The 18,997-nt window shown below is 71.7% G+C and carries 17 protein-coding genes; 5 read left to right on the top strand and 12 right to left on the bottom strand.

Annotated elements, in window-relative coordinates:
* Window positions 1-13: 13 nt before the first annotated feature.
* From B1H19_RS34820 to B1H19_RS34785, 7 genes are all read right to left on the bottom strand, one after another.
* Window positions 14-1,228: a cytochrome P450 gene (locus B1H19_RS34820; RefSeq protein ID WP_083108860.1), complete on the bottom strand. Its 1,215-nt coding sequence runs from the start codon at window positions 1,226-1,228 to the stop codon at window positions 14-16.
* A gap of 171 nt (window positions 1,229-1,399) precedes the next feature.
* Window positions 1,400-2,017: a TetR/AcrR family transcriptional regulator gene (locus B1H19_RS34815; RefSeq protein WP_083108859.1), complete on the bottom strand. Its 618-nt coding sequence runs from the start codon at window positions 2,015-2,017 to the stop codon at window positions 1,400-1,402.
* Window positions 2,018-2,358: 341 nt separating this feature from the next.
* Window positions 2,359-2,904 carry a hypothetical protein gene (locus B1H19_RS34810; protein WP_107426251.1) on the bottom strand — a complete coding sequence of 182 codons (546 nt, stop codon included), beginning with the start codon at window positions 2,902-2,904 and terminating at the stop codon, window positions 2,359-2,361.
* Window positions 2,905-3,924: 1,020 nt separating this feature from the next.
* A complete protein-coding gene (locus B1H19_RS34800) occupies window positions 3,925-5,184 on the bottom strand; it encodes a CapA family protein (RefSeq protein WP_083108858.1) in 1,260 nt (419 codons plus the stop codon).
* A gap of 249 nt (window positions 5,185-5,433) precedes the next feature.
* Window positions 5,434-5,817: a VOC family protein gene (locus B1H19_RS34795; RefSeq protein WP_083108857.1), complete on the bottom strand. Its 384-nt coding sequence runs from the start codon at window positions 5,815-5,817 to the stop codon at window positions 5,434-5,436.
* 157 nt (window positions 5,818-5,974) lie between these two features.
* The gene (locus B1H19_RS34790) at window positions 5,975-6,322 is read right to left on the bottom strand and encodes a DUF1330 domain-containing protein (RefSeq protein ID WP_083108856.1); all 348 of its coding nucleotides are present in this window, start codon (window positions 6,320-6,322) and stop codon (window positions 5,975-5,977) included.
* Window positions 6,323-6,508: 186 nt separating this feature from the next.
* On the bottom strand, window positions 6,509-8,077 hold the full coding sequence (locus tag B1H19_RS34785; protein ID WP_083108855.1) for an AMP-binding protein: 1,569 nt from the start codon (window positions 8,075-8,077) through the stop codon (window positions 6,509-6,511).
* A gap of 280 nt (window positions 8,078-8,357) precedes the next feature.
* Between B1H19_RS34785 and B1H19_RS34780 the strand changes: the two genes are divergently transcribed.
* Window positions 8,358-8,933 carry a TIGR03086 family metal-binding protein gene (locus B1H19_RS34780; protein WP_083108854.1) on the top strand — a complete coding sequence of 192 codons (576 nt, stop codon included), beginning with the start codon at window positions 8,358-8,360 and terminating at the stop codon, window positions 8,931-8,933.
* 90 nt (window positions 8,934-9,023) lie between these two features.
* Here B1H19_RS34780 and B1H19_RS34775 read toward each other — a convergent pair whose 3' ends face one another.
* Window positions 9,024-9,194: a hypothetical protein gene (locus tag B1H19_RS34775; RefSeq protein ID WP_159028209.1), complete on the bottom strand. Its 171-nt coding sequence runs from the start codon at window positions 9,192-9,194 to the stop codon at window positions 9,024-9,026.
* A 359-nt stretch (window positions 9,195-9,553) separates the two neighbouring features.
* Between B1H19_RS34775 and B1H19_RS34770 the strand changes: the two genes are divergently transcribed.
* A complete protein-coding gene (locus B1H19_RS34770; protein ID WP_083108852.1) occupies window positions 9,554-11,002 on the top strand; it encodes a lipase maturation factor family protein in 1,449 nt (482 codons plus the stop codon).
* A gap of 88 nt (window positions 11,003-11,090) precedes the next feature.
* Here the strand turns inward: B1H19_RS34770 and B1H19_RS34765 are convergent, their stop codons facing one another.
* Entirely contained in the window at window positions 11,091-12,197 is a 1,107-nt protein-coding gene (locus tag B1H19_RS34765; RefSeq protein ID WP_083108851.1) for a tetratricopeptide repeat protein, read from the bottom strand.
* 282 nt (window positions 12,198-12,479) lie between these two features.
* Between B1H19_RS34765 and B1H19_RS34760 the strand changes: the two genes are divergently transcribed.
* Window positions 12,480-13,721 carry a lactonase family protein gene (locus B1H19_RS34760; RefSeq protein WP_107426249.1) on the top strand — a complete coding sequence of 414 codons (1,242 nt, stop codon included), beginning with the start codon at window positions 12,480-12,482 and terminating at the stop codon, window positions 13,719-13,721.
* Window positions 13,722-13,899: 178 nt separating this feature from the next.
* Here B1H19_RS34760 and B1H19_RS40520 read toward each other — a convergent pair whose 3' ends face one another.
* Together B1H19_RS40520 and B1H19_RS34750 are read right to left on the bottom strand one after the other, a co-directional pair.
* The gene (locus tag B1H19_RS40520) at window positions 13,900-14,616 is read right to left on the bottom strand and encodes a LysM peptidoglycan-binding domain-containing protein (RefSeq protein WP_162500702.1); all 717 of its coding nucleotides are present in this window, start codon (window positions 14,614-14,616) and stop codon (window positions 13,900-13,902) included.
* A gap of 426 nt (window positions 14,617-15,042) precedes the next feature.
* A complete protein-coding gene (locus tag B1H19_RS34750) occupies window positions 15,043-15,792 on the bottom strand; it encodes a PaaX family transcriptional regulator C-terminal domain-containing protein (protein WP_083108850.1) in 750 nt (249 codons plus the stop codon).
* Window positions 15,793-15,896: 104 nt separating this feature from the next.
* Between B1H19_RS34750 and B1H19_RS34745 the strand changes: the two genes are divergently transcribed.
* Window positions 15,897-17,552, top strand: coding sequence for an acyl-CoA dehydrogenase family protein (locus B1H19_RS34745; RefSeq protein ID WP_083110062.1), 1,656 nt, complete (start codon window positions 15,897-15,899; stop codon window positions 17,550-17,552).
* Window positions 17,552-18,319: a crotonase/enoyl-CoA hydratase family protein gene (locus B1H19_RS34740; protein ID WP_083108849.1), complete on the top strand. Its 768-nt coding sequence runs from the start codon at window positions 17,552-17,554 to the stop codon at window positions 18,317-18,319. Before B1H19_RS34745 ends, B1H19_RS34740 begins: the two co-directional genes overlap by 1 nt.
* 102 nt (window positions 18,320-18,421) lie before the next feature.
* On the opposite strand, the gene B1H19_RS34735 is transcribed toward B1H19_RS34740, so the two are convergent.
* Entirely contained in the window at window positions 18,422-18,994 is a 573-nt protein-coding gene (locus B1H19_RS34735) for a hypothetical protein (RefSeq protein WP_083108848.1), read from the bottom strand.
* Between the last annotated feature and the right edge of the window lie 3 nt (window positions 18,995-18,997).

Genomic DNA, 18,997 nt, shown 5'->3' with positions numbered 1-18,997 from the left:
TTGGGGTGACAGGTCACCAGGTGACGGGAAGGGTGTGGCATCCGTAGATCGCCATGTCCGTACGGAACGGGATCTCGTCCACCGGGACCGCGGGCCGCATCGCGGGGAAGCGGCGCAGCAAGGTGGCGAGCACGACCTGGAGTTCGACCCGGGCCAGCGCCTGGCCGAGGCACTGGTGGATGCCGTAGCCGAAGGCGACGTGGTGCTGGGCGTTGGGGCGGGTGATGTCGAGGCGGTCGGCGTCGGGGAAGACGGCGTCATCGCGGTTGGCGGACGGGACGGCCGCGACGACGCCCTCGCCGGCGCGGATGAGGTGTCCGTCGATCTCGATGTCGGTGGTGGCGACCCGGCGGGGGCCGTTGCGGATGATGCTGTGGAAGCGCAGCAGTTCCTCGACGGCGCCGCGGATCAGGCCGGGGTCCCGGCGCAGCCGCTCCGCGCTCTCCGGGTCCCGCATCAGGGTCAGGGCGCTGAGGCCGATCATGTTCGCGGTGGTCTCGTGCCCGGCGATGAGCAGCAGGGCGGCGAAGGCGGCCACCTCGTCGTGGGTGATCTCGCCGGTCTGCTGCTGTTCGGTGATCAGGCGGCCGAGGATGTCGTCGCCCGGGGCGGCTTCCTTCGCGGTGACCAACTGGTCCAGATAGTCGCGCAGTTCGGTCCGGGCCGCCTCGCGCTCGTCGTCGTCGACGGTGCGGGAGAGCAGGGTGCCGGTGAGCCGCTGGAAGATCGCGTGGTCGTCGTAGGGGACGCCGAGCAGCAGGCTGATGACGAGCGAGGGGACGGGCAGGGCCAGGGCTTCGACGAGGTCCAGCGGGCCGCCGTCGCGCTCCATGGCGTCGCACAGCTCGTCGGTGATCCGCTGGATCTCCGGACGCAGCACCTCGACCCGCTTGACCATGAACTCCCGGGTGACCATCCGGCGCAGCCGGGTGTGCTCGGGCGGATCCATGCGGATGAAGCCGCGGTTCTGGGTGTTCCCGCCGCCGGTCATGCCGCTGAGCGGGTAGCCGTGGAGGGTGGTGTCGGAGCTGAAGCGGGTGTCGCCGAGGATCGCGCGGAGGTCGTGGTAGCGGGTGGCCAGCCAGGCCCAACTGCCGTCCGGAAGCGAGATCTTGGAGATCGGCTGCTCGGTGCGCAGGGCACCGAAGGCGGCGGGGGGATCGAAGGGGCAGCCGGTGGGGGGCTGGACGGGCAGCGGGGCCGGAGCCGGAGCCGTGGGGATCGTCATCTCACTCTCCTTGTACGCACGCCGACAGGGACGTGCGCCACGAGTAGAACGTTCGCCTAACGACTGTAAGCTTACATGTGTAATACACAGGTAAGCGTGGGGCAGGGATTCTCCAGGGGGTTCAGGGGGCGCCTAGGGGTACTTAGGGGGTGTTCCGGCGAGCGGCCCGGCTCAACGCTCCAGCAACAGCTGGAGCATCTCGTCGATGAACCGGTCCAGCCGGCTGGTGTCCTTGCGGCTCGGCATGACCTGCCAGAGCATGACGCGGCCGTGCACCGCCGACCACAGCACATACGGCGCCTCGGAACGGGTACCGCGCACCCGCCAGCCCGCCTCCTCGCAGGCCGTCAGCGCGTCATGGAAGCCGCGCACCAGGGGCCCGGCGGGGTGCCCGGCCAGCCGCTCGGGGCCCACCGGGGTCTGCCGGGTCTCGTAGAGCAGGCGGTAGGTGGCCGGGTGGCCGATGGCGTAGCGGCAGTAGGCGCGCAGCTGGGCGCGCAGCCGGGCGACGGGGTCGTCGTCGGCCTGGGCTGCGGCCTCGGCCATCGCGCGGCCCAGCCGGTCGTAGCTGACCTCCATGGTCGCCCAGACCAGCTCGGTCTTGTCCGAGAAATGGCGGTAGATGCTGGGCGCGGCGACGCCCGCCTCGCGGGCCACCGCACGCAGCGACAGCGCGTCCTCGCTGCCGACCTCTTCCAGGAGGCGTTCGGTGGCGCGCAGGAGTTCCTCCCGCAGCCGCTCGCCCTGGCCGCGCGGGTTACGGGGCCGGGCGGCCGCACTCTCGCTCACTGCCTCCGGTCCTTCCCGGCCGCGCCGATGGCCGCCGCTGTCCGCTGTGTGCTTCCCGGTGCGCGGTCCGCGGGGATCCGCGCGATCCGGTGGGTGACCAGGGTTTCATACCGCGGGGGCGGCTCCTACCGGAGCCGCGCGGGAGCGCGGGTTCACCTGCCCATGCCCAGCCCGTCGGCGCGGCGCCCCGGCTGAGCACCGCCGCACGGATCGCCTTGCGCACGTCCCGGTGCGCCTGGGTCCGGGCGAGGTTGCGCACCCGCAGCGGCGACCCCAGGTCGGTGAGCTGCGTGAAGGCTCCCAGCCGCATCGACTGGGAGCCTTCACGTCGGACTTCGGGTTCAGCCGATGCCGACCTTGGACAGGGCCGTGGTCCAGTCGGTGGCTATGGCGCTGCGTGCGGCGTCGAGTTGGACGCGGCCGTCGCACACCGCAACCTTCAGCTTGTTCTCCACCTCGTCTTTACTGGCGGCTGGTTTGTCGCCGTTGCGGGGCTCGGGCCACAGGTTCTTGGGGTCCTTGGGCGCGCCGCCCAGTTCGAGGGGGACGAGGTGGTCTTCCTCGTAGTCGGCGGTGCTGGTGTCGGAGTAGCCGTACTCACCGATCTGCTGGACCTTGAGGGCGTCGGTGTACGAAGCCGGCGGGCGGACGGTCTTGGTCCAGCCGGGCACGCAGATCGTCGAGTTGATGGTGGACTGAGTGACGTCCGAATTGTACGCGCCGGGCTGGCAGGAGGCGTCGGGCAGCGGCAGGTGGGACTGGGAGCAGGTGGATGCGGGGGAGACCGCGCCTGCGCCCGCCGCGCCTGCGCTTCCGGTGGTGAGGATCAGTCCGGCCGCGCCGAGCGCAATGGCGGTAGTCGCGGCGGCGAGTCGTTTCGTTCGCATGGGGGGCTCCGTGTGGGGGAATGGGCTCGGCAATCCCGAGCACTTGTTCCCATGCCACCAGCCTCGGATCTATGCGGGTAGAGCCTGGCGGTGAATAAGAGGTGTCCATGTCAAATACTGACGCGCAGGTGGCTTGTTCTTGGCCAACTCCTGGCCCACAGAATGCATTTGGCGCCATGGACGCAGACGCCTGACGGTGAGTCAGCTAAACAGAACGCCCAACTGGCTTAGGTCGTGTCCGATGGGTCGCGCGACTCGCCTCGCGGTGGATCAGTCCCATCGATGTGGGGCGGAATGATCTCGCGTTCATCGCGTTCATCGCGTTCATCGCGTTCATCGCGGCCGTCAAGGACGACGCGTTCTGCCCCTGAAGCATGCCGTGAAGAGCAGAGCGGCCCCCTACACCGCGATGGTGAAGGGGGCCGCTTGTATCAGGTGGCGAGGTAGGCCCCTGGCCGCCGAGCCCTCCGCGCTCGACTTCCGCGCGTGACGTCAACGGCGCAGCGCCTGAAGATTCACCGCGTCGTGGTCATCGCCCGGGACGACGTGGTCCACGTCCGTGGCCGGCGCCGTGCACCGCGCCGGCGCGGGTCAGTCGGTGACCGTCGATGCGTGACAGGTCCGGGGCCAGTTGCCGGGAAGAGCGCATGACGGTCAGGCCGTACGGTGCCGCCGAGAGCCACGTTCCTCGCTCGCGGGAGAGCAGATCGCCTGCGCCCTTGCGGGAGAACCGCGACAGGTCGAAGCACCAGAGCGTGCCGATCTCGCCCGCTGCGAGCGCGGCCGGCGCCTGGCCGAACTCGTCGCACCGGCGCTGCTGGGAGGCTGAGCCGAGCTCGGTCAGATGTGACCCTGCGATACGCCTGCGCCTCCTCGCTCCGCGCGTCGGCTGCCCTGAGCTATCTGTGCGTCGGCGGAGAGTTCGCGCCGTGCGTCGCCCCCTCCCAACACCTTGGACTTGCGAGCGAGGACCCCCAGAGCGGGCGATTGCCGGGTATTGCCACGTTGTCCATTTTGCCGTTACCTACCCATGGTCAATCCGTCCTCGCCTGCACCCCGGCTCAGCACCATCTGTCGGATGCGTCGGCGAATAGGCTTGAAGTCGGACCACCCAGCCTTGATCGCCCTGGTCACGTTCACCACACGATGCTCCTGGGCATCCCACCAAAAGGGGATGAACTGAGCCTTGGTGATCTCCCAGCGACCGCCAGGTCTGGTCGGGGGCGTGAAAGTGAACCGAGCAGTAGTGCTCATCTTCCCGCGCTCGTCGCGTGTGCCGCCTCCCATGAGGTCACCCAGCCCGTAGGCAACCCACGTACCGCTACCGCGCATATCGGCCTCGTTCCGTCGGCCGTCCCGTGTACGACCGACCCAGGTGCCGTTGACCTTCTCGTACGGCTGCGGGGTGTGCGCATGGGTGCCGAGGATCAGGTCGATGTCCGGGCGGCCGTTGGTCTGCGAGGCGGTGAGCGCGCGGGCGAGGGTGAGCTGCTCCTTGGTGGGCGCCGTGCGGTACTCCGGGCCCCAGTGCGGGCTGACGACCACGACATCGGCACCGGCCCGGCGGGCGGCCCGCGCATCGGCGATGATCTTCTGCACATTGAGCAGGTTCACCGTCCAGGGGGCGGAGGCCGGGCGGCGCTTCTGGTCGGTGCCGTAGGTGTACGCGAGTTGGGCCACCTTCGCCCCGCCCTCGGCCCGCAGCAGCGCCGGCCGCATCCCCTCGGCGGCATCCCGCCCGGAGCCGACATGCCGCAGGCCGACGGTGTCCATCGCCTCCAGGGTGCGGCTCACCCCGGGAACGCCCTGGTCGAGCACGTGGTTGGAGGCGGTGGAGCAGGAGTCGTAGCCGGTGGCCTTCAGGGCGGTGGCGAGCTGGGGCGGCGCCTGGTAGACGGGGTAGCCGGTGAAGGGGCCGGACAGCGGGCCGAGCGGGGCGTTGAGATGACACAGCGCCAGGTCGGCGCGGGAGACGATCGGTTGCACCTCCGACAGCATCGGCCGGAAGTCGTAGCCCGGGCCCGCCGCATCGCGCCGCGCCGTGCGGAGCACGTCCGGGGAGGACGGGATGATGTCGCCGGAGGCGACGAGGGTGAAGGGGCGGGCGTCCTTCGCCGGGCCGGCTCCGGCCGGGCCGCGCGGCTGCGCCTTGGCGAGCGGCTTCCGGACGGGATACGGCGCCGGATGCGGGATGGGATGCGGGGACATGGGCGGACCGCCGCACCCTGCGGCCAGCGCGGCGACCAGGGCGACGGCCGGATAGCGTGTGCGTGCGCTCATGCCGGGACTCCCCCAGTCTCCGACCGGGGAGACCCCACGCTTCGCTCGGCCTCGCATGCGCGAGGCGCGCACCTCTGCATGATTCGCTCGCTGTGCTCGCTCATGCCCGACACACATACCATCGCTTACCGGGCCATTCCGCCCGAGCCGCCGGGACGTCCGGCGCTCTCCCCCGTACGGCCCTCCGCCGGCGCCGTCACACCGTACGGGCCGCAGGCGGCCGGAGACCGTCCGCGGCCCGGGAGTTGGTCATCCCCGCGCGCTGATGCAGAACGGCTGCCCGGACGGGTCCAGCAGGACGGTCCAGCGCTCGCCGCCCGGCTGGTGGTCGGGTTTGGTCGCGCCCAGGGACAGCAGCAGTTCCTCGGTGGCGGCGACGTCGTCGCAGGCCAGTTCCAGGTGGAAGACGAGCTCGTCCGCCGGCCAGTCGGGGGCGCGGAAGTCCTTGGCCGTGTAGAAGACATAGCCGGTGGTGCCGTCGCTGATCATGGCCGCCGTGTCGCCGTAGGTCTGCGTGACCTTCCAGCCCAGGGCGGCGGCGTAGAAGTCGGCCAGCGCCTTGCCGTCGTGCCCCCAGAACGCCGCCCCGCTCAGCCGTGCGGTCGCGTCGGCCGTGGTCTTTTCGCTGCTCATCGCGCTGCTCCTCCATACGGTGCCCGGGTCACGCCACTCGCGACCCGCGCCGCCGACGCTATGAGCCGTCTAGGACAGATAGTGTCCTCGACCCTCCACCCGCCGCGCCGCCCTGCTCCGGCCCTGCTCCGGCCCTGCTCCGGCCCTGCCTCCCGCCCTACTGCTGCCCGCCCCGGCCGCGCATCGCGGCCGCCGTCCGGGTCGCGTCGTAGTCGTCGGCGACGCCCGGCACCAGCACCAGATCGCCCTCGATGTGCCGGGCACGCAGCGGCAGGATCTCCTGATAGGCGGGCGAGTCGTACCAGGCGCGGGCCCGTTCGATGTCCGGGAACTCGAGCACCACGAGGGCACCCGGCCACTCCCCCTCGCGCACCTCGACCTCGGCGTTGTGCACCCGGAACCGCCCGCCGAACGGGTCCATGGTCGCCTGGATCTCCTCGATGTAGCGGACGACATCGGGGTGCGGCGCGGCCGGGCGAAGGTGGGCTATGGCGTAGGCGGTCATGGGTCTGCCTTTCTCCGGGGACGGGGGCGCGGGGTGCGCCGAGGTCCACGGTGGCAGCCGGGGTCGTACGGGGCGATTACCTCCGGGGTCATCGCGTGCCCGGAGCGGAAGCGGGTGACGGCGTAGGGAGTGACGGCGCTCTTCATGAGTGACGGCGCACTTCATAAGTGCCGGCGTTCCACGGGATCACCTCTCGGCGGATCGATCCCAATACGGTTCCCGCAGCCGCCGTTTGAAGAGCTTGCCCGACTCGTCCCGGGGCAGCCGCTCCTCGAACACCACGGCGCGCGGCACCTTGTATCCGGCCAGCCGTTCGGCGACATGGGCGCGAACGGCCTCGGCGCCGAGCACGACACCCGGTTCGGTCTGGAGATGGGCGGCCAGTACTTCGCCGAACTCCTCGTCGGGGATGCCGAACACCGCCGCGTCCCGGACTCCGTCGAGGGAGAGCAGACAGCCCTCGATCTCGGCGGGGTAGATGTTGACCCCGCCGGAGATGACCATGTCGTTGCGGCGGTCGCTGAGATAGAGATAGCCGTCCGCATCGAGATGGCCGATATCGCCGAGGGTGACGTATCCGGACAGGCCCGGTGCCTCCATCGCGGCGCGCTGTCCGGAGTCGCCGAGATAGGTGAAGCGGGGCCAGTTGTCGGAGGGTTTGAGGTAGATCTCGCCGGTGGTGCCGGCCGGAACCGGGCCCCCGTCGGGCCCGAGGACCGCGACCCCGCAGGTCCCCTCGGCCCGGCCGACCGTGCCGGGATGGGCGAGCCATGCGGCGCTGTCGCACCAGGTCACGGCGCCGGTTTCGCTGCCGCCGTAGTACTCCCGGAGGACCGGTCCCAGCCAGTCGATCATGGCGTGTTTGACGTGCGGCGGGCAGGGGGCCGCGGCATGGACGACGGAGGTGAGCGAGGTCAGGTCGTAGCGTTCGCGGACATCCTTGGGCAGCCGCAGCAGCCGCACGAACATCGTGGGCACCATCTGCACCTGCTGGATGCGGTGCCGCTCGACCAGGCGCAGGAATTCCTCGGCGTCGAAGCGCGGCATCAGCGTGATGTCCAGGCCGACGGCGAGGGCGAGGACCGCGTGCTGGCTGGGTGCGGCGTGGTAGAGCGGGGCGGGGATGAGCGTACGGCCGCCGGGGGCGACGGCGAAGTACTCCAGGAAGGACTGCACCGCCTCGGCGAGCCGGTCCTGGGGGACGGGTTCGCGCAGCACCCCCTTGGGGCGGCCGGTCGTCCCGGAACTGTAGATGACCGTGGGCGGACGGTCCGCGACGGGGCGCGCCAGCGGCTCGTGGCCCGCCAGCCAGGAGTCCAGGAGGGGGTGGGCACCGGTGACGGGCGGTGCGTCGATGCCGCAGGCGGCGGCGACACCGGCGGGGACGGGGGCCTCGATGACCCGCACGCCGTCCGGCAGTACGGAGGTCACCGCGGGCAGCAGGTCGCTGTGGACGAAGACGGCCTTGCTGCCGCTGTCGGCGAGCACATGGCCCAGATCGTCGCGGCGGAAGTGCCAGTTGACGGGCACCGCCGAGGCGCCCAACTGGGCGGCCGCGGCGGTGATCTCCAGATGCGCGGGCTCGTTGCGCATCACGACGGCGATCCGGTCGCCCGGCTCAACTCCCATGCTGTGCAGCCCCGTTGCGATCCGGGCGGCGCGGTCGAGCAAGGCGGGATAGCCCCGCTCATGACCGGCGCAGCGGATCGCGGGCTGGGGAAGCGGGGACGCGGAGGGCTCGGCGGGGTCGTCCATGGTGCCTCCAATGGGGGTCGGCGGCGCCCATTGAATAGCCGGTCGCGGCGGATTACCAGAGTGCCGACGCGATACCGGCGCCCCGCGGCGGCCCTCTTGGCTCCCCGCGTCTCCCCGCCTCCTCGGCCGCAAAAAAACTTTCCGGCCACTGGTCCGACCGGGCATGCGACCGGGTGCCGCTGGCCCGAACGGGTCGTCGCCGCCCCGGAGAAGGCGACTCCGTCCGCGTGCCGTGCGCCGTCGCCGTGGCTGTCAGTGCCCCCTCCTATGCTCGGGGAGCATGAACCATGACGAGATCCTGCGCACCCATGGCGAGGCCCTCCAGCTCTTCGGTTCGCGGGTGCATGCCATCCGTGCCGACCAGTGGGACAACCCCACTCCGTGCACGGAATGGTCGGTGCGCGATCTGGTGAACCACGTCACCGCCGAGCAGCTGTGGGTCCCGCGCCTGGTGCGCGACGGCGCCACCCTCGCGGAGGTGGGCACGGATTTCGACGGCGATCAGCTGGGCACCGATCCGGCCTCGGTCTGGGACCGCGCGGCGGTGGCGGCGGTGGCGGCCTTCAGCGCACCGGGCGCGCTCAACCGCACCGTCCATCTGTCCTACGGCTCCAGCCCGGCCGATGCGTACTGCGCGCAGATGATGGCCGACGCCGTGGTGCACGCCTGGGACGTGTCCCGGGCGATCGGCGCCGAGGAGGAGCTGCCCGGCCATCTGGCGACGGCGGCCCTGCGCGAGGTCGAGCCGTATGCCCCGGGCCTGGGCGCCTCCGGGCTCTTCGCCCCCGCGATCGAGCCCCCGGCCGACGCCGACGACCTCATCCGGCTCCTCTGCCTCTTGGGCCGTCGGCCCTGACGCTCCGTCCGAGGCCCGGTGGTTTGACGGGGAGGCGCCGCTGCGTGACGGGGAGCGGCGGCCGAGGCCGCCGCTCTCGTCCCTTCGCTCTCAGTCGATCCCGCGGAAGATGTGGGGCTCGGCGGGGTCGTCGTCACAGCCGGCGAGGCGCACGGGGACGCAGCGGCCCCAGACCTCGAGGTTGCGGACTTCCTTGATACGACCTGGCCGGTCACCCTGCTTCGACCGGGGCTGCTTGTACTGAGCCTTGTGCAGTGCCACCACGCACTCCTTCATTGAGGTAACGGTCCGACGCGGTGGCGCCTCATTCACAAACCGGGAGGTCGGCCAGGGTTTGTGGCGGTCCCGCGACGGGCCAATGGTGTTGGCGTCTCCCAGAAGGGTTGTCCGTCGATCACCAGGGTATCGACGTCTTTCCTGGCGCGCTCGCTCTTTTCCGGCGATTACGTCACATCGGGGGACGGCGGAAACCGCACCCCACCAGGCGCGCAGCACCCCGCCCCGCCCGATTGATGCTTTTGTTGCATTTTGTACTTTTTACCTGGCCCTGGAGGTGAGCGGGCGCCCACAGCAGCGCGCCGTGCGCCCCCGGGTGTGGCCGCAGTGCTACCCATGGGCGCGTGGAGTGGTTCGCGGATCCCGGTTACTGGCTCGGGCGGCTTGTGTTCCAGCGGCTGCTGGCGGTGATGTATCTCGTCGCGTTTCTCGCGGCGGCCCGGCAGTTCCGGGCGCTGATCGGCGCACGGGGAATACTGCCGGTGCCCGACTTCGTGGCACGGGTGCCGTTCCGGGCGTCGCCGTCGGTCTTCCAGCTGCACTACTCGGACCGGTTCTTCGCGCTGTGGTCATGGGGCGGGGCCCTGCTGGCGGCGGCGGTCGCGGCGGGGGCGGCGGACGCCGTGCCGCTGTGGGCGGCGATGCTGATGTGGCTGGCGCTGTGGGCGATGTATCTGTCCATCGTCAATGTGGGGCAGACGTGGTACAGCTTCGGCTGGGAGTCGCTGCTGCTGGAGACGGGCATGCTGGCCGTCTTCCTCGGCAACGCCGAGACCGCACCCCCGATCCTGGTGCTGTTCCTGCTGCGCTGGGTGCTGTTCCGGGTGGAGTTCGGCGCCGGGCTGATCAAGATGCGCGGCGACCGCTGCTGGCGCGATCTGACCTGTCTCTACTATCACCACGAGACCCAGCCGATGCCGGGCCCGCTCAGCTGGTTCTTCCACCATCTGCCCAGGCCCCTGCACCGGGTCGAGGTCGCCGCCAATCATGTGGCCCAACTCGCCCTGCCCGTCCTGCTGTTCACGCCCCAGCCGATCGCCGGCTGGGCGGCCTTCGCCATGGTCGTCACCCAGCTGTGGCTGGTCCTGTCCGGCAATTTCGCCTGGCTCAACTGGCTCACCATCACGCTGGCCATGTCGGCCATCTCCCCCTCGTGGTCGCGGCCGTCCGCACCACCCCCGCCGTCGCCGCTGTGGTTCGAGATCGTCGTCCTCGTGGCCACGGCGGCCGTCGTTCTGCTCAGCTACCGTCCGGCCCGCAATCTGGTGAGCCGGGAGCAGCGCATGAACACCTCCTACGAGTCGCTGCATCTGGTCAATTCCTACGGGGCCTTCGGCAGCATCACCCGGGTCCGCCGGGAGATCGTGGTCGAGGGCACGGCGGACGAGGTGACCGGCCCCGGCACGACCTGGCTCGCGTACGAGTTCCACGGCAAACCGGGCGATGTCCGCCGGCTGCCGCGCCAGTTCGCCCCGTATCACCTGCGGCTGGACTGGCTGATGTGGTTCGCCGCGCTCTCCCCGGTCTACGCCCGGGCCTGGTTCGTCCCCTTCGTGGAACGCCTCCTGGAGAACGACCGCGACACGCTGCGCCTGCTGCGCACCAACCCCTTCCCCGACACCCCGCCGGCGCGGGTGCGGGCCCGGGTCTTCCAGTACCGCTTCACCACATGGCGGGAGCTGCGCGAGACCGGGGCATGGTGGCACCGCCGGGAAATCCGCGATTTTCTGCCGCCGCTGGCGCTGTCGCCGCTGGACCGGCCGCGGTCGCGGCCGTCGGAGCCGTCGCGCTGATACCGGACGGGCTGAAACCGGGCGGGCTGGAGCCGGACGAGCCGCACGGGGCCGGACCGTGGGGCGATCGGGGGCGGCGGGGCGCCGGCTATGCCCCGGCGGGGACCATGCCCCCGGACGCCTCGGTGCGCTCCGGTATCCCGGCCGCCTCCGGCCGCCCGGGTATCGCGTCACCACCAGCCGCTTCCAGCAGTTCGGTGCGGAAGGCGAGGACCATCTCCCGGGCGTGCCGCAGGCCGATGCGAGTGAAGTCCCGTTCCAGTTCGGCGAGTTCGGCAAGGGTGGCCTCCGCGTCGCGGCCCAGGCGGGCACGGGATTTGGTCAGGCCGAGGCGGGAGAGGGCGACGCCGCGGGGTTCGTGCATATCGCTGAATTCGGCCAGGGCCAGGGCGTAGGTGTCCCGGGCCGAGGCGTAACGGCCCGCGCGGTATTGGACGTTGGCCTGCATTTTGTGGTTGTAGGCGAGGGCGCTCGCCAGGTCCATGGTGCGGCAGATGGTCTCCGCCTCGGAGAGCAGGGCCAGCGCGCGGTCCGGTTCGCCCTGGACGGAGAGCACATCGGCCACCCCGCGCAGCGACCAGGCGCGGCCCCGGGCGTCGTCGGCGTCGGTGGCGATCCGGACGGACTCCTCGAACAGCTCCAGGGCCTTGGCGTAGTCGCCGGTGTTGCGGTGCATCTGGGCGATCCCGGACATCGCCCAGACCATATGGCGCGCCTCGCCGTGCGCCCGGCCCTCTTCGAGGAGGCGCTCGTGGAGCTCGGCGACCGCGGCGTAGTCGCCCTGTATGCGGCCGGTCTCGGCCAGGCCGGCGAGTGAGTAGCCGTGGGCGAGGCGGTCGCCGCTGCCGTCGGCCAGCTCCACGGCGTGGGTGAGCAGTCGGCGGGCGAGCGGAAGCGCGCCGCACTGGCGGGCGAGGGTGCCGCCGCTCCACAGGGCCCACGCCATGGCGGCCGCATCACCCGCCTCCCGCGCGCTGCGGTAGCTGTCCCGCCAGGCCCGGCCGGCATCCGACACCCGGCCCAGCCGCCGGTTGGCCTCGGCGACCGCGAGGGCGGCGCGGGCCCGCTCCAGCGCCGTGCCCGCGGTGTCGTGCGCGCGTCTCGCCGTGGCCAGCACCTCCTCGTAAGAGGAGTTCACGCCCAGCGCCGCGCCCAGTTCGCCCTGGTACTCCGGGGCGAATGCCTTGCCGTACATAGTTCCGTGGCCTTCCTTCATCCGCTCGTCTCCCTGCCTTGATCACGAACGTACGTTCCGTGCGGGGTGCCGCGAATCAACCCGTGTATGGGTTTGTGCCGTACGACCCGAGTGCTACTTCGGGGGGTGTGGTCATCATCTGGATGTAGGGGGATGTCAGGGTCGGGGCGGCGTACCGAGCCGCGTTGCGCAGTGCGCAACGGGAGTTGCAGGTCTTGCCAGGGTGCTGGGGACGGGTCACGCTGGCTGCCGGATCCGCGATCACCGAGACCGAGGTGGGGCATGAGCGCAGGACGGGACGGAGCGAGCGGAGCCGGGGCCGGGGTGGGGCGCCGGCAGTTCCTGGGACTCGCCGCGGTCGGGGTGGCGGGTGTCGCCGTCGGGGATGCGTCGCCCGCGCGGGACCGGCAGGTACGACGGGACCGGCAAGTACGACGGGACCGGCAGGTACGACGGGGCCCTGCCGGAGACCCCCCGCGCGCCGAACGGCCGCTCTTCCTCGGGACGTACACCTCGAAAGCGGGCGGCGGCACCGGCATCGGCCTGGCGACGTACGACCCCGCGCAGGGCCGCATCGCCGCGACGGGTGTGGTGGCGGGCGTCGCCGACCCCTCCTACCTCGCGCTCGCACCGTCCGGGCGGGCGCTCTATACGGTCGACGAGCAGGAAGAGGGCGGCGTGACGGCGCTGGGGCTGCCCCCCGGCGGCGGGCCGCCCGAGGTGCTGGGCACACAGCCGGCCGGCGGCGCGGGCCCCTGCCATCTGTCGGTGCACCCCGGCGGACGCTGGCTGCTCAGCGCGCACTACCTCTCCGGCAGCGTGGCGGTGCATCCGGTCGATCCGTGCAGCGGCGCCCTGGGGGCGCGTACGGACCTGGTCGTGCACACGGACCCTCCGCCCGGCCCCGGCCAGGACGGACCGCATGCGCACCAGATCATCACCGCACCGGACTGCCGCCATGTGCTGGCCGTCGACCTCGGGAACGACACCGTGTACACCTACCGCCTGGACGAGCGGGCCGGGCGGCTGCGTCAGGTGTCGTATGCGACGCTGCGGCCGGGCGCCGGGCCGCGGCATCTGACGTTCCACCCGTCCGGCGCCTTCGCCTATCTGGCGAACGAGGTCGACAACACCGTCGTGGTCTGCGGCTACGAGCGGTGGAGCGGCCGGCTGACGCCCGGTGCGCCGCAGTCCACCGGTACGGGTGCGGGCACCAACTACCCGGCGCAGTTTCTGGTCACCGGTAACGGCCGCTTCGCCTATCTGGCCAATCGCGGGCACAACAGCCTGACGCGGTATGCGGTGGAGGCGGCCGGGGCGCGGCTCCGGCTGCTGGACACGGTGCCGGTGGGCGGGGACTTTCCGCGGCAGATCGCCTTTTCGCCGGACGAGCGGCTGCTGTTCGCGGCGAACCAGAAGTCGGGGTCGGTGACGGTCTTCTCGGTGGACCCGGAGACGGGGGAACTCTCCGGGACGGGCGGGCCGTTCGCCGCACCGATGCCGGTGTGCGTCCTGCCCCTGTGACGAGGGGCAGCGACCGGCCCCGCCGCGATGACCCCGCGGGAAAGCCGACGCCTGCAACAGGAAATGCGGGCAGGCCGTCCGCGGCGCCACGGACGGCCTGCTATCCCCTCAGCCGCATCACCCTCGACTGAATTCTCCGGCGGCACTCAAAGGTGCCGGAATGCGGTCGGCTGCTGCCTCAGCGCCGGACGGAGAGCCGCATTCCCGGGAAAATGAGATCCGGGTCCGCGCCGATCACCGCGCGGTTCATTCGATAGAATTCCCGCCATTCCCAGCCGTGCGCGGCGGCAATTCCGCTCACCGTGTCGCCCAGGTTGACGACGACGGAAGGGCCGGTACTCCGGTGGCGTGTCGCTTTCCACCGCTTTCCCTGGGCGGGGGCGGTGTGCGGGGTCGTGGTGCGTGGAGTGGTGGTGCGCGGGACGGCGGTCCACGGTGCCGTGCTGCGCGCGGCGGCCGATCCGTGCAGGCCCAGCGCGGCCGAGCAGGCGGGCCAGGCACCCCAGCCCTGCCGTGCCAGCACCCGTTCGGCGACATTGATCTGCTCGGGCCGACTGGCCAGCGACGCCCGCGCGGCATAGCTGCCGCCGCCGAAGGAGTGCCAGGTGCGGTGGGCGAACTGGAGCCCGCCGGAGAAGCCGTTGCCGGTGTCGGCGTGCCAGTTGCCGCCGCTCTCGCATCCGGCCAGCCGGTCCCAGGTCCCGGCGCTCGCCGCAGCGGCCGGGCCGTCGGCCGTCACGTTCAGCGCGCCGGCCGCCAGCAGGACCGCGGCCGCCGTGACGCCCCGGACCCCCAGGCCGCGGAATTCTCCCCGGCTTTCCGACTCCGGTGCCTGCTCCGCCCCCCGGTCCGACGTCTGCCCCGACACCTGTTCCGTCATCTTCGGATGTGCCATTTTCCCCTCCTGTCGCTCGCCGCGCAGTTACCTGGCGGTCATTCAGGAAACGTGGCACCCTTGCGTATATCGCCCAAAGAGTCCTTCGGGATCGCCGAATTCCCTCTTCTCTGGCGAATTCACCGGGTGCCGCGAATTCGACGGGTCAGACACAACCACGCCCACAGATCGCATCGACAGAGCGCGCGGTAGCGCCTGCACCGACCGGCTTGCCCCCTTGCCGCCACATCGGGGACAGCGGCCGTCGCATGGTGCACACCCCTGCCGGGTAGGGGCGCACCCTTCATGCCGGAGGCACGCGCTCCGCGGAGAAATCGCCCATCCGTTCCCCTCGGCCGTGCCCGCCGGGCGCACTCGGGGGACTCGGTGCATACGCGCGGCGCAGGTCCGCACGCACCGCGCACGGCCCGTTCGGCCGTGCCACGGTCAGTCGGTGCGGTGGGGCGTGACGTACTGCCGGAGCAGATCACGTAGTTCGGCCTCGAACGCGTCGTAACGGCACCGGAGTTCGGCGCCCGGCCAGTCACCAGGCAACAGCGGGTCCGGGAGCAGCGGATCGGTGAGGAGGTGGCGCAGAACAGCAGCCGAGACCGTGAAGCGTTGCGCGGGGGTGGCGGCTCCGTCAAGGGCGCCCAGCAGGGCGCGCGCCCGCGCCGACCATCCGGGCAGATCCCACAGCGTGCGCGCCAGCGCCGCCGGGTCGCCGTCCGGGGTGCCGGTCAGCCAGGTGCACTGCCCGGTGGCGACGGCGGGGCGGGGCCGTTCGAGGTTGCCGGGCCGCAGCCAGGTGCCCTCGCGCAGCTCGGCCAGCCGCAGGGCCGCCATCGCCTGTCGCAGCGCGGTCCGCTCGGCGGCCGGCCGCCGCTCCACGCTGACCACGGCGATCTCCCAGTCGCCGGACCAGGTGCGGGTCCGGGGCGTACGGCTCTCGTCCTGCCGGGCCTGGCGCGCCAGCAGCCGGGCGGTGAGCTCGTACGAGCCGTCGCTCTGGCGGAGGTCGCCGGCGGCCACCATCCGGGAGAGCGCGACGCGGACGGTGCCCTCGGCGATGTCGAACAGTTCGCCGACCCGCACCAGGGCGCGCGCCGGCATCCGGGGCGGATGGTGCCCGAGGAGGGTGCTCAGCACGATGGAACGCGCGGTGAGCGGCCGCAGGGCGAGGGAGTCGTCGTTCATATGTGCCCGGAATTCTACTGGCGCCGCGCCCGGCCCCCGGGTCGCACCTTACAGAACTACAGCAGGTGTTCCGAATCTGTAAGACCGCCGGTACCGTCGACACCATGACGACCGTCACTCATGAAGTCCTGAACCAGGCCCCGCCGCTGACCGACTTCAGCACCGCGGACGAACCGGCCCTCCTGGAGGCGCTGCGCCGCGAGGGCTGCGCATGGGGCGAGGCGGAGGTGTCCGCACTGGGGGCGCTGGCCGGCACGCAGGCGGTGCAGGACCAGGCGCGCTGGGCCGAGGAGCAGCCGCCCCGCCTGCACACCCACGACCGCTACGGGCACCGCATCGACGAGGTCGCCTTCCACCCGGCCTGGCATCAGCTGATGACCGTCGCGGTGGAACACGGTCTGCACGCCGCGCCCTGGTCCGACGACCGCCCCGGCGCCCATCTGGTGCGCGCCGCCAAGTTCTACGTCTGGTCGCAGGCCGAGCCGGGCCACGGCTGCCCGATTTCGATGACCTACGCCGCCGTCCCCGCGCTGCGCGCCACCCCGGACCTCGCCGCGCAGTACGAACCGCTGCTCGCGGCCCGTACCTACGACTTCGGGCTGCGTCCGCCGCTGACGAAGGCGGGCCTGATCGCGGGCATGTCGATGACGGAGAAGCAGGGCGGCTCCGACGTACGGGCCAACACCACCCGGGCGGTGCCGGCCGGCGACGGGACCTACCGCATCACCGGCCACAAGTGGTTCACCTCGGCGCCGATGAGCGATGTGTTCCTGGCGCTGGCCCGGACGGCGGAGGGGATCGGCTGCTTCCTGGTGCCGCGGGTGCTGCCGGACGGCACGCTCAACGGGATGCGGCTGATGCGGCTCAAGGACAAGCTCGGCAACCGCTCCAACGCCTCCTCGGAGATCGAGTACGACGAGGCGGTGGCCTGGCCGGTCGGCGAGCCCGGCCGCGGAGTGCGCACCATCGTCGAGATGGTGAACATGACCCGGCTGGACTGTGTGCTGGGCTCGGCCGCCGGGATGCGGGCCGGGCTGCGGCAGGCGCTGCACCACACCGCGCACCGCCGGGCGTTCGGGCGGGAGCTGGACCAGCAGCCGCTGATGCGCGCGGTGCTGGCCGATCTCGCCGTCGAGTCCGAGGCGGCGACGGTGCTGGCGATGCGGCTGGCGGCGGCGGTGGACCGGGCGCAGGCCGGGGACGCCGGGGAGGCGGCGCTGCGGCGGCTGGCGCTGGCGGCGGGCAAGTACTGGGTGTGCAAGCGGGGCAGCACCCATGCGGCGGAGGCCCTGGAGTGCCTGGGCGGCAACGGCTACGTCGAGGAATCGGGCATGCCGCGGCTGTACCGGGAGGCGCCACTGCTGTCCATCTGGGAGGGCTCAGGCAATGTCGCCGCCCTGGACGTCCTGCGGGCGCTCGGCAAGGAACCGGCCTGTCTGGACGCCTTCTTCGCGGAGGTGGACGCGGCCGCGGGCGCCGACCGGCGGCTGGATGCGGCGGTGGCGTCCGTCCGCGGGATGCTCGGCGCGCTGGCCGTACCGGAGCGAGCGCAGCTGATGGCGCGTTCGCTGGCGGAGCGGATGGCGCTGGTGCTCCAGGGATCGCTGCTGGTGCGCCACAGCCATCCCGCGGTGGCCGATGCCTTCTGCGCCTCGCGGCTGGGCGGGGAGTGGGGCCATGCCTTCGGCACACTGCCGACGGGGGTGGATCTGGGCGCGATCCTGGAGCGCGCCCGCCCGAAGGCCGCGGGTGGGGTCTGATGTCCGTACGGGTGGAGCGTACGGGGCCGGTCACGACGGTGGTGCTGTCGCGACCGGCCGTCCGTAATGCCGTGGACGGCGCCACGGCCCGCCAACTGGCCGATGCCTTCCGGGAGTTCGAGGCGGATGACAGCGCGAGCGTCGCGGTGCTGTGGGGTGCGGGCGGGACGTTCTGCGCGGGTGCGGACCTCAAGGCGATCGGCACGGAGCGCGGCAACCGCGTCGCACCGGACGGCGACGGCCCGATGGGCCCGACCCGGCTGCGGCTGAGCAAGCCGGTGATCGCGGCCGTCGCCGGGCATGCGGTGGCCGGCGGGCTGGAGCTGGCGCTCTGGTGCGATCTGCGGGTCGTCGAGGAGGATGCGGTCTTCGGGGTGTTCTGCCGGCGCTGGGGAGTGCCGCTGATCGACGGCGGTACGGTGCGGCTGCCGCGGCTGATCGGGGCGGGCCGGGCGATGGACCTGGTCCTGACGGGCCGTCCGGTCCCCGCGGACGAGGCGCTCGCCATCGGGCTGGCCAACCGCGTGGTGCCGACCGGTACGGCGCGGGCCGAAGCGGAGCTGCTGGCGGCGGAGATCGCCCGCTTTCCGCAGGCGTGCCTGCGCAGCGACCGGGCCTCGCTGCTGGAGCAGGAGGGACGGACCGAGGAGGCGGCGATGGCCGGTGAACTCCGTTATGGACAGGGCGTGTTGACGGAGGCACTGGCGGGCGCGGCTCGGTTCGCGGCGGGGGCGGGGCGGCATGGGGAGGCGGATGCCCTTCCCTGAGCGAGGGAACGAGGGAACACGGAACGAGGGGCCGGCGGGCCGCCTGCCGCACATGGCAGGCGGCCCGCCGGTCGTTGCCACCCCGTCGGCGCCACGCGGCGGTTACAAGGGAAGGATGGTGATGTTGGCCTCGCCGTCGTTGTGATCGATCGCGCCGCCTGCCGCGCACACCTTCCCGTTGGTCACCGAGGAGTAGAGGCCGTTGCCGTTGAAGCGGTGACCCCGGAACCACGTGCCGCCGGTGACGGTGCCGGTCCACTCGTAGAGACGTGAGCCGTCCTCACGCGGCAGTGTCGAGACGGTTCCGGTCAGCGCGCTGCTGCCGATCCGGTCATCGCCGCCGGACGCGAACCAGTTGTCGTTCTCCGTGAGACCTTGCGCAAGGATCTGGTTCGCTCCGGTCTGAAGGCACCCCGTCGTGGACTGCACCGAGCCGCCGAACTCGCCGTTCCAGGCCCGGGTGACGGAGGTGCAGGAGTAGGTGCCCGACCACGTGATGGTCGTGGGCCGGGGGGTCAGTTGCAGCGGTGGGCTGAAGGTGTAGTGGATGTTTCCGAGGCAGACCCCGTCCGGAGGGGAGGGGGCGCCACCGTCGGCGTGGGCCGGTTCGAGTCCGAGGGCGAGGAACAGGGCCATGGCGACGGCGGCCACCAGGGCGAGGACACGTGATCTCATGCC

The organism is Streptomyces gilvosporeus (assembly GCF_002082195.1).
Lineage (GTDB): Bacteria > Actinomycetota > Actinomycetes > Streptomycetales > Streptomycetaceae > Streptomyces > Streptomyces gilvosporeus.
This window is presented reverse-complemented; position numbering and strand designations above follow the sequence as displayed.